General features: G+C 49.9%; 7 protein-coding genes. 2 read left to right on the top strand and 5 right to left on the bottom strand.

Annotated elements, in window-relative coordinates; all coding sequences use genetic code 11:
• Nucleotides 1-5 precede the first annotated feature (5 nt).
• The 3 genes from BTJ40_RS06410 to BTJ40_RS06400 form a co-directional block, all read right to left on the bottom strand.
• Nucleotides 6-1,640: a CTP synthase gene (locus BTJ40_RS06410; RefSeq protein ID WP_108732311.1), complete on the bottom strand. Its 1,635-nt coding sequence runs from the start codon at nt 1,638-1,640 to the stop codon at nt 6-8.
• A 125-nt stretch (nt 1,641-1,765) separates the two neighbouring features.
• Entirely contained in the window at nt 1,766-3,028 is a 1,263-nt protein-coding gene (tilS, locus tag BTJ40_RS06405; RefSeq protein WP_238152147.1) for a tRNA lysidine(34) synthetase TilS, read from the bottom strand.
• Nucleotides 3,029-3,146: 118 nt separating this feature from the next.
• Nucleotides 3,147-4,376, bottom strand: coding sequence for a helix-turn-helix domain-containing protein (locus BTJ40_RS06400; protein ID WP_108732310.1), 1,230 nt, complete (start codon nt 4,374-4,376; stop codon nt 3,147-3,149).
• Nucleotides 4,377-4,777: 401 nt separating this feature from the next.
• On the opposite strand from BTJ40_RS06400, the gene BTJ40_RS06395 reads away from it, so the two are divergent.
• Together BTJ40_RS06395 and BTJ40_RS06390 are read left to right on the top strand one after the other, a co-directional pair.
• Nucleotides 4,778-5,371, top strand: coding sequence for a gluconate 2-dehydrogenase subunit 3 family protein (locus BTJ40_RS06395; RefSeq protein WP_108732309.1), 594 nt, complete (start codon nt 4,778-4,780; stop codon nt 5,369-5,371).
• 11 nt (nt 5,372-5,382) lie between these two features.
• Nucleotides 5,383-7,119 (top strand): GMC oxidoreductase, encoded by a 1,737-nt coding sequence (locus tag BTJ40_RS06390; RefSeq protein WP_108732308.1) that lies wholly within the window; start codon nt 5,383-5,385, stop codon nt 7,117-7,119.
• 419 nt (nt 7,120-7,538) lie between these two features.
• Here BTJ40_RS06390 and BTJ40_RS06385 read toward each other — a convergent pair whose 3' ends face one another.
• Both BTJ40_RS06385 and BTJ40_RS06380 read right to left on the bottom strand, forming a co-directional pair.
• Nucleotides 7,539-8,288, bottom strand: coding sequence for an alpha/beta fold hydrolase (locus tag BTJ40_RS06385; protein ID WP_157953925.1), 750 nt, complete (start codon nt 8,286-8,288; stop codon nt 7,539-7,541).
• 675 nt (nt 8,289-8,963) lie between these two features.
• Nucleotides 8,964-11,555 (bottom strand): exo 1,3/1,4-beta-D-glucan glucohydrolase, encoded by a 2,592-nt coding sequence (locus BTJ40_RS06380; RefSeq protein WP_108732306.1) that lies wholly within the window; start codon nt 11,553-11,555, stop codon nt 8,964-8,966.
• Between the last annotated feature and the right edge of the window lie 51 nt (nt 11,556-11,606).

The following is an 11,606-nucleotide window of genomic DNA, read 5'->3' as shown; positions in this document are numbered from 1 at the left end:
ACTGATTAACCCTGGTTTTCACGCTGCTTCATTGCGGCGGCAACAAAGCTTTCGAACAGCGGATGGCCGTCGCGCGGGGTTGAAGTAAATTCCGGGTGGAACTGGCAAGCAACGAACCAGGGATGGTCCGGCAATTCAACCATTTCCACCAGGGTATCGTCTGCAGACCAGCCGCCAATTTTCAAACCGGCTTGCTGCAAGCGATCAACGTAGTTGTTGTTCACTTCGTAGCGGTGGCGGTGGCGCTCTACGATGACATCTGCACCGTAGATATCACGAGCCTTGGTGTCTTTAGCCAAGCGACACTCCTGGCCACCCAGGCGCATGGTGCCACCCAGGTCGGACTGCTCGTCACGCTTCTCGATATTGCCTTCACTATCGATCCACTCAGTGATCAGGCCGATAACAGGGTGCGGGGTTTTGGTATTGAATTCAGTGCTGTTAGCACCTTCGAGGCCGAGCACATTGCGCGCGAACTCGATAACCACAGACTGCAAACCGAGGCAGATACCTAAGTAAGGAATATTATTTTCGCGGGCGTAGCGAACAGATTCAAGCTTGCCCTCTAAACCGCGTTCACCAAATCCACCGGGAACCAGGATTGCATCGGCATCCTTGATCAGGTCAATGCCGTTCTCGCCCTCAACGTCTTCAGCGTTGATAAAGTCGATATCCACTTTGCAGCGGTGTTTGATACCTGCGTGGGTCAGGGACTCGATCAGGGACTTGTAGGCATCCAGCAACTCCATATATTTGCCAACCATGGCAATTTTCACTTCGTGCTGAGGGTTCAGCTTGCCGTCGACCACTTGGTCCCACTCGGACAGGTCCGGTGAATGGCATTCCAGCTGCAGTTTTTCCACAACGATATCGTCGAGGCCGTAACTGTGCAGAAGACGCGGTACGCCGTAGATGGTCTTGGCATCGGGCAGCGGTACAACAGCGCGCTCTTCAACATTGGTGAACAGTGCGATCTTGCGGCGGGAGTCCTCATCAATCTCGCGCTCGGAACGGCACAGCAGGATATCCGGCTGCAAGCCGATAGAACGCAACTCTTTAACAGAGTGCTGGGTCGGCTTGGTCTTGGTTTCACCAGCAGTGGCAAGAAAGGGCACATAGCTCAGGTGGATCAGCAGGGCACGGTTGGTACCCATTTCGACACGCAGCTGACGTACGGATTCCAGGAATGGCTGGGATTCGATATCACCTACGGTGCCGCCGATCTCAACAATAGCCACGTCCACATCGCGGCCACCTTCCACAACACGGCGCTTGATCTCGTCGGTAATGTGGGGGATCACCTGCACGGTGCCACCCAGGTAGTCACCACGACGCTCTTTGCGTAGTACGGTCTCGTACACACGGCCGGTGGTGAAATTATTGCGCTTTGACATCCGCGTACGGATGAAGCGTTCATAGTGACCCAGGTCCAGGTCAGTTTCAGCACCATCCTCGGTGACGTACACCTCACCGTGCTGGAAGGGGCTCATGGTACCCGGGTCTACGTTGATGTAGGGGTCCAGTTTGAGGATGGTAACCTTGAGGCCGCGGGCCTCGAGAATGGCGGCCAAAGAGGCGGAGGCGATACCTTTCCCCAACGAGGAAACCACGCCACCAGTTACAAAAATATAGCGCGTCATGCAAAACCTTGGTCAGTTGAGCGCTCGATGAATGTCGAGCTTACAGGGCTGGCCCGGGCGGATAATCCAGCTTCTCCCGGTGCCTTTGAGACGGGGCGCCAGAGTAGCAGAAAGCCCCCCAACACTCAATCCAAAAACCGCCAGCCGGGTGGTTCATCCGGGATATGGCAATCAGCTTTACATGAAAAGAGCCCCGCGACTGCCACCAAACTATCTCCCAAAAACACCAGGGGCACACGATCCCTTAGCCAGGGCTCAAGGGCCTCCTCTTGCAATAGTTTTTTAATAGTTTGTGACCTGGGGCGATTGATTGGATGAGCTCGCTCTCCACCCTTGCGATAGCACACCCTATATTCACTCGCCGGCCAACCCGGCACAGGATGAAGGATGCTCCCCCCAGGTAAGGCCAGATCAGAACAGCCATCCCAGGTCCAACTTTTATCAGTATTATTGGCAAATGGTGGCAGCCTGGGGGTCAAGTAAAGGCGATCTCGGAAACGCCGCACAACTCGCCCACCCAAATTCACTTCAAGCTGGGCTTCCTCCCCCGCATAAGCCACCTGGCATAGTGCCTGGTTTAAATGACTTGACTCCGGCGGCTGCCCCCCCTGGCACAGAACCCATTGCCGGATCAGGTTTTTTTGGCGCCTCTCGCTGAGATTGAAAAATAGAGGCAAAGCCAAACTTTCACCCAAGCGCTCTTCTTTTAAATCCAATGCGTCCAGGTCAGCAAGTGCCAACTCCGACAGTAAATCCGCTGACTCCCTCAGGTTCTCCGCCGCCCGTGCGATCTGACGATTCACTCCCCAGCGCTGGTTGAGCAGAGGCACAACTCGATGTCGTAAAAAGTTGCGCTCCAGAGTCTCATCGGCATTGCTGTCATCTTCAATCCAGTCCAGTCCATAAGCCTCCGCCCACTGCTCCAACTCTTTTCGCTCCGCCTTGAGTAGAGGTCGCAATAAATACTTATCGTCTCCGATAAGTCGACTCTCAGACATGCTGGCTAACCCCAGCACTCCCGCGCCCCGCATCAGTCTCAGAAGGAAGGTCTCCGTCTGGTCATCTGCATGGTGACCGAGCAAAATTTGATCGCCTTCAGACATAACTTGACTGAACGCCTGATACCTCGCCCGGCGAGCCCCTTGCTCCAACCCGCCGTCCTTGCGGTCGACGGTAACCTGGACTGCGGTAAAGGGTACGTCCAGACTTTCGGCAAATGCCTTGCAATGAGCCAGCCAGGCTTCTGCATCCGTATTTAGACCATGATGAATATGAAGTGCATGCACAGGAATCTGGCAAGCGACCAGAAGATGTAAGAGAACAGTGGAATCCAGGCCACCGGAAAACCCCACCCACAACTGGCCTATGGCAGGGTGAGACTGCAGCATACTCTTTACCAGAGCAGGGAGTTTTTCAGGCGAATCTACGGGTTTCACAGGGGGTTGAGCCAGAAACAAATTTTCGCCAGTATACCGCCAAAGACGGCAAAAGCGGATGTAGCACCCTTCAACCTGGCTCTATAGCACGATCCTCTTTACCTACCTCAACTTCACCATTTAGTCGACGATACTCAGTTGGCGTCATACCAGCTATTTTCTTAAAAAAGGAGTTAAACGTAGCCTTGGTATTAAAGCCCGAGGACAACATTATCTCCATCACGGTAAGCCCTCCATTTTGCGGCTCCCGCAGCATCCGTTTTGCCTCATCTATACGATAACGGTTTACAAACTCAAAGAAGTTGCACTGAAAATGACGATTAATCGTCTGTGAAAGCAACCTGCGTGATACCTGTAACTGCCCAGACAGCTGCTCTAGGGTAAGGGCTGGAATTAAGTAAGGCTTTTCTTCCCGCATATAATTTTCAATTTGGGCTGCCAACTCCAGATCAACCTCAGGCTCCCCACTAGCATCCTGCTCCAGATCAGAATCTACATTTTCCCCGAACTTCTCCACTTTATACCTCTCGCCCTCAAACATTGAGGAGTAACTGAGACTAAAGAAGATCATGGCACTAACCAGAACAAATACGGCGTAGTTACTAAATAGCCCCATCGCTCCAATATCCAACTGGAACTGCCACTCCTGCGCCAACCCTACCGCGAGGTTGATCATCACTGCCCAAATACGAACCAGTAAGAAGCCCCAGATCAACACCAACAGCCAAGTCAGGTCAATTTTCTCAATACTGGAATGATTATCTCGAATCTGCCTGCGGCATCGACGCACCTCAAAAAAACACAAAACACCGAAAAGTACCCGAAGCGATTCACGAGCCAATCCCAACAAGTGATCAAACATCGAGCCAGTAGTTAAATTCTCCCCACGCAGCATTGCTGTCTTGGTTTCACTATCAAATTGCCAGTAGGAGAAATATTCAAACACGACTGCCAGTAAAAAAGGCAACAGGTACCAAAGGTCCAGCCTGGAAATCCTAAACCCCTCGCGAGTTAAGGAACGGGTATACCAAAGTAACAGGGGGCCTTCTAACCAGTAGGCTGCGCCAAATACAAAAAACAAGTCCGGGGAAGTCTCAATGGACCAACTGCGGAAACCATCACCAAAGTTAATCAGGATATCCAGGGGAATAGCGGCTTGTGAGAACAGAAATAGCGCCAACAGGGTGTTGCTGAAACGCCGCTCACGACGAATCACTAACAACAACAGTGCAAAAAGAGCGCACTGATAACTGGTCATTATCAGAACAATATCGTGGAAATTGAATAGTAAAGCGTCCATTGATACTCAAATAGCCCTTCTACCTAGGGAGCCTCTGAATAACTCCATAATGCCTCTGCGGGTCTTGAAGGCTGCAGATGTTAGGCGCAGCTCGCCGCGAATGGCCCAGTCCTTTGCAAGAGCTGCAACGCAGCAGCTGTGGCCTTCAAGGCCCGCCCTTCGGGGCTTGCAGAGGTATCACGGAGTTATTCAGAGGCTCCCTAGAAAGATATTACCACTAAACCATCATCGGCCTGCCCAATTGAGGGGTAAAGCTTTAGGTAATACCTAAATTTGTACGTCCAGATTTGGGTATTACCACAAATCAAGACGACGAGCTGAAGCCCCCAAGACAAAATCTCCCTACCAGTATCGATTCACTAGAAAAGAACTAACTCTTCAAGCAACAAGAGGAGACCGGGATGATAAACCGTCGGAAATTTATTCAAGGGCTGGCCACTGTGGGCGGGACCTCTCTGGCCTTAACCTGTACAGAACAGCAAGCTCTTGCGGCAGCAGATATTTTTTTCAAATCGCGAAGAACTGACGCCTATCGGGCACGGCTTTTTTCTATTGAACAACTCACCACCCTTCACAAAATCTGCTTCTACCTGATACCCGCAACGGATACTCCCGGCGCAGCTGAAACAGAGTGCCATTTATTTGTCGATCATTATTTAACCGACTGCATAGAAGAACAGACCCAGCTAAAAACTAAAAGGCTCTTACATGAGTTGGAGGAGGGTGCCACCGCCCGGTATGGACACCCTTTTATCCATCTGGCCCCAGAACAATCGGTTGCCCTACTCGAATCACTCGACACCGGAATAGCCCCCTTTAACCCAGACTTACAACAGGATTTCAGGAATCTTAAATTCCTGGTGTGCCTTGGCTACTACACCAGCTTTACCGGAGCCACCCGTGAGCTTGCTTACCAAGCAATCCCCGGTGGATTCAAAGGTTCAGTTCCATTGGATCAAACCGGGAAGGCCTGGGGTTCACTGCCACGTATTTAAAGGAAAACACTATGCAAAATGATGAATTATTGATCCAAAAAGAAAACCAGGTATTTGACGCAATCGTTATAGGATCAGGTATTAGCGGTGGCTGGGCAGCAAAAGAACTAACCGAACGGGGGTTAAGTACCCTGATGATAGATCGGGGCCGGATGGTAAAACACGGCCAGGACTACCCCACAGAAAACAAGGGACCTTGGGAATTCCCACTCCGTACTAAAATGAACCTGAAAGAGAAAAAAGAAATCTACCCGATACAAAGTCGTAGTATTTTTCTCAATGAAAGCACCAAGCATTTTTTCTGCAATGACAACGAACAACCCTACTCCACAGAGCCCGGCTCAGACTTTACCTGGATTCGCGGCAATCAAGTAGGTGGCAAAAGCCTCCTTTGGTTCCGGCAGTCATATCGATTTAGTAACCACGACTTTCTCGCTAACAAACGTGATGGCGTAGGAGCTGATTGGCCAATTCGCTACAAGGATATCGCCCCCTGGTACAGCAAAGTCGAACGCTTTGCCGGAATCAGTGGCAATACGGACAATATTGAGCAACTGCCAGACTCCGAATACCAACCACCATTTGAGATGTACCAGTGTGAACAAGACATCAAGTCCAGGTTTGAAAAGCAGTATCGTGATAAGCATTTCATTATTGGAAGAGCTGCTCACCTGACCAAGCCAAACCGGGAACAGGTAGCCCTAGGCCGATACAACTGCCTGGCTCGCAACCAGTGCCAACGAGGCTGCTCATTCGGCGGCTACTTTTCTACACAAAGCGCCACCATGCCAGCCGCAATGAGAACCGGCAAACTACAAATTGCCAGTAATAGCGTGGTACACAGCCTTATTTATAACTCGAAAAAGAACCGAGTAGCTGGCGTAAGGGTAATCGACAGCGAAGCCCTGCAACAACGAGAGTATTTTGGACGAATCGTTTTCCTCTGCGCATCCACATTGGGCTCAACCCAAATACTCCTCAACTCAGCCAACAAGCATTTCCCCAAGGGGCTCGCCAACAGCTCTGGTGTACTGGGCCACTACCTTATGGACCACAATTACAATACCTCAGCCCACGGCTTTATTGATGGTTATGAAGATGAGTACTTCTCCGGGTGGAGACCAACCGGCATCCTGATACCCAATTTCCAATATCGCCCCGAACTTTACCGAAAGCACTACAAGCGCGGCTACCAGATTTCAGGAAGCGCCTATCGGCAGGACTGGCGGACAATGGCAGCTTCCGAGGGGATTGGAAAATCTTTTAAAGAAAAACTGCAACAACCTGGACGCTGGGGATTTTGGATTGGGACACAAGGAGAGATGTTACCGAGGCACGAAAACCAGGTCAGTCTTCACTCCACCAAAAAAGATAAGTGGGGAATCCCACAACTACACATCAATTGCCAATGGTCTGAAAATGAGCGCCTAATGATGGAAGATGCCTGTGAAACCATGCAAGCTATGCTTAAGAATTTGGGGCTAAGTGAAGTCAGTGGACAAGTCACAAGTGACAAATACCCCCCTGGCAGTGCTATACATGAAGTTGGCACAGCACGTATGGGTAGTGATAAAACCAGCTCAGTTTTAAATGGTTACAACCAGTCGCACGATATACGCAACCTTTTTGTAACCGATGGCTCCTGCTTTGTCTCTTCAGCAGTTCAAAACCCCTCTCTAACTTTTATGGCATTAACTGCTCGAGCCGCAAATTATGCAGCCAATGAATTTTTTGCGGGAAGATTATAGAAATGATTAGCCTGAAAAATACATTACATAGCCTATTTGTAACCTGTCCACGAACAATTTCACGGGATTACAAATTGAATACACCAGGACTGGATATAATAAAAGAGAGTATTCAGTCACAGATTGGCGTCCAACTGTGGTCTGTACGCCAAGAATGAATTAAGTAGAAATTTTTTGGGGTACTCTCAAAAAACATTAAAACAACAGGCTTTAATGCAATAAAGCTGGCCTTGGAGCCAGCTCCCTATCAAGGAAAACCATTCAATGATTACACACAAGGACTGTGCCCCCAATTTTTTAATCAACTACTTCTTCAGAAAACACTACCAATTTAAAAACATTATTAATGCTCTTCAAACCACATAGCCATGACAAGCAAAATTCCTGTCATAGCTACGCTTTTTCAACCCATCCCAAGGTCAGGCGGTCCGCGCCAATGGCCTGCTTAACCCAAGAAGAAATTCAGAAAGAACGCTGTAAAACTCCTCCGGCTTTTCCAGCATAGGGCTATGTCCACAATCATACACCTCAGAGTAATCTATATTATCCCTCTGTGAAGCAAGTAAGCGCCAGGATTCCGCGGGCGTTATTTTATCGAAGTCACCCCATATTAACTTGATTGGACACTTCACTTTATCCAGATTCCCATGAACATCATATTTTCTACTCAAGTTCAGCCACTTGACTACAGATTTAAATGTTTCGTTGGTGGAAAATATCGTATTGATATCGGCCACCCCTCTTTCATAGTCCGGTTTTGGCAAGCGGTTAATATCACGAAAAACTCTCTCACAAAGGGAGTTCGCCGCTCCTGGCACTGATCCGCGAAGATCGACAAGAGAAACTCCAGCCTCCAATTCTTCAAGCCCCGGCGCACCACTGATAACCACTCCGGCCACCAGTTCGGGATACTTCGCTGCAAAATCTAAAGTGATAAGTCCACTCATTGAGTTACCGACCAGTATATTACCCCCTGCTGCTCCATTTAATTGAAGGCACTCCCGAATCATTTCGTGGGCCGACTCCAACTTGCCCATAAACACTTCGGGAATAGATGGCTCAATAACGGTGATTTTATGTCCCTGCTGCCGGCAAGCCTCTGCTACCTGCTTCCAAATCCAACCACGCGCGAAAAGTCCTGGTAAAAAAACGATATGACAAGGTGCCATTAGTTCCTCCAATTCCATTTCAAGTTAATTTATCCGCACCGCCCCCGAGAGCACCACTACTGGGGACCTCAAAATGCATAAAAATTAAATAGGGAACCAACCCACCATAACCGCCAAAATTCAATGGAAGGCCAGCTCTGAAAAAGTAAATACTCGCAAAATATCCAGCAATAAGAATGCCAACTATCCAGCAGCCCTAATTTTGGATGCGAAGCCATACTAACCAGTGAGAAATGGCAGGTTCATTTCAAATCAATTACCTTTCTGTTCCCGAGAAAATGGAAATTACGCAAAACCCAACTCACCCCAAAATTTAAATAAGGTTCGAAAATAAAATTTATTAAATTATTTATTTATCTGCACGTTTGCAGTGCCTGACAACCTAACACAGCACCAATAGCGACAATAATTTTGTGACAAACAATACACTGAAGGCGTGAAATAACAAAAATAACAGGAAGAGGTAGATTTATAGTGGGATAGCGCCGCCCAGTGTAAATCTACAGGACGAAAGAAATAGAAATATTCAGATAGAAGTGGCTAGCGGCGAAGAAGTGCCAACGGGATAGAACATCACATTGGCACCGTTCCTGTGAGAACAAATTATTTCAGCCGCTAACTTTATTGACGCTGGTTAGCAGCTGAGGGTAATTGACCCTTTAAGTGCGCTGTAACTTAACCGTCACAACGAATATCAGCAGATACTCCAGCTTCCGGGGTCAGCTTAACGTTGGCAACCGCAATAGCCATCGGAGCTTCACTCTCCAGACCAAAGGCACTAAACACCTTGCCGAAATCCGCACCGGCTTTTACAAAGCACTGCAGATCTACAGAAACCCGGGTCCAGCTTTTCTGCTCCATGGATTTCAGTGTGGACTCCAGTGGCACCTTGGCAGAACAACCATCGCCACAGCTCATGGTAGCTATCACCGGCTTTTCAATTGGCTGATCGACACGGATATTCAGTGTCAGCGCAGACTTCTCTTCCAGATAGACATTCAGGTCTTGCATATATTCAGCAGACAACTGAACTGCGCCAGGACGCAGGCCTTTCCAGGTAATCAGTCGAGCATCTTCCTGGGAAGACATATCGATGGAACTGACAGTGATGTTTTCATCACTTCCGCTAACTGCGTAGTTACCGTGTACAGGTACAACCTCCGCCCCAGCTTCAGAAATATTCAACACCCAGGGCGCCTGCGGGCGGGATACCAACAGCCAGGCTTCCTCCAAACCGCCACCGGCACTGGATTCACTGGTCTCTGGCAACTCATTGCTCACAAGGGATTCCTGTTCAGCAGCCAGGCCATAGCCCAACTCAAACAGTGGCTCATAATTTTCGTGGTATGGATTCAGGACATTTTGATAGCTGTGCATTGGCCAGCTAAATGGCAACTTGCCGGTAAAGTCGTAACGGGCTTCCCCATCGGTACCCTTAATCAGGACATCCGCAACACCAGCACCTTCAGAGCCAGGCAACCAGGCAGCGACAAACGCATCGGATGCATTCAGTTCGCTGTTAATCCAAAGCGGACGACCGGACAGGAAAACGCTCACTACCTGAACGCCCTGCTCACGCAGCTTTTTCAGCAGCGCCAAGTCTTTTTTATTGCCGCGCTGATATTCCAGATTGGTAATATCGCCATGCCACTCTGCGTAGGGCTCTTCGCCAAATACAACAATAGCGACCTTTGGCGCCTTACCATTGGCAAAGGTGGCATCTGAGAAGCTGCCATCAGCGCTCAATACCGCTTCACCGCCGGCTGCTTTAACCGCCGATGAAATACCTTCAAAGATTGAAGTGGCACCAGGGAAATCTGCGCGGGTGTTGCCGGTACCTTGCCAGGAAATCGTCCAACCACCACTCTGTTTGGATAGATTATCCGCACCATCGCCGGCAACCAGAATATTCTGGTCCGCAGCCAATGGCAGCAGCTTGTCGTTGTTTTTCAGCAATACCAGGGATTTGCGTACCGCTTCACGAGCGATAGCGCGGTGCTCCGGGTTGCCCAGGATGCCATCCTTGCCAGCCAGCGGCATATTGCGGTCAAACAGACCTGCACGGATCTTCACTCGCAAGATACGGCGAACCGCATCATCGATACGCTCTGCACCGATTTCACCGCTCTTGGCCTGGGCCAGGGTGTTGTTGTACAGGGCTTTCCAGTCCGCCGGCACCATAAACATATCAAGTCCGGCATTAATGGCAGCAGCACAGCTCTCTACGGTGCAACCGGGCACAAATCCGTGACCATTCCAGTCGCCCACAACAAAGCCATCAAAACCGAGGCGCTCTTTCAATACAGTGGTCAGAAGGTATTTGTGGCCGTGGAGTTTTTCACCGTTCCAGCTATTGAATGAAGCCATAACGGTCTGTACGCCAGCCGGCAGAGACGTCAGGTAACCCGCTGCATGGACCTCTGCCAGTTCTTTTTCCGGAACCGCATTGTCACCTCGATCGATACCGCGAGTTGTACCACCGTCACCGACAAAGTGCTTGGCAGTGGCTACCAGATTTTCGCCGCGCAGGAATTCAGCGCTGGATTTTTCTCCCTGGAGCCCTTTCACCATCGCTTCGGCATAATCCGCAACGATCTTGGGATCTTCGGAATAGCTCTCGTAAGTTCTGCCCCAGCGGTCATCACGGACTACCGCTACAGTGGGAGCGAAAGTCCAGTCGATACCGGTCACTGCCACTTCGCGGGCGGTAGCACTACCAATACGCTCTATCAGCTCCGGGTCTTGGGCTGCACCCAAGCCAATATTGTGCGGGAACAGTGTTGCACCAATTACATTGTTGTGACCGTGAACCGCATCTGAGCCCCAAATCAGGGGAATCGCAACACCGCCATCAGAAGTGTCCATGGAAGCTTTAAAGAAAGCATCGGAAAGCGCAAGCCAGTCTTGCGGCGTAGCGAACTTGTCGTTGTTCGGGAAGGCGCCACCGCCATTCAATACGGAGCCCAGGTGATAGGTCTTCACATCTTCAGGAGTAACGCTGCGGATTTCCGCCTGGATCATCTGACCCACTTTCTCTTCCAGAGACATGCGGGACATGATTTCAGTGATTTGGGCTTCCAGCTTTTCATCGCGTGGTAAAGCTGGCTTCAGTTCAGGCCAGTTGTCGATGCCCTCGGCAGCACTGCTGCCAGTGTCGGCCTGCGCTTTATCGGCTTTTGGCTCAGTTTGTTGGCTCTCCGAGTGACACCCGGCGAGCACAGAGGCACAGAGGACAAAGCCCAGCGAAAATCGCTTACTAAAATTCACGAATAACTCCCAAAATTATTCCACGCTTGTTAACTGGCTCTACAAGTAACG

Source organism: Microbulbifer sp. A4B17, from assembly GCF_003076275.1.
Lineage (GTDB): Bacteria > Pseudomonadota > Gammaproteobacteria > Pseudomonadales > Cellvibrionaceae > Microbulbifer.
Note: the sequence above shows the minus strand (reverse complement) of the source record. Positions and strands in the feature narration are given on the sequence as shown.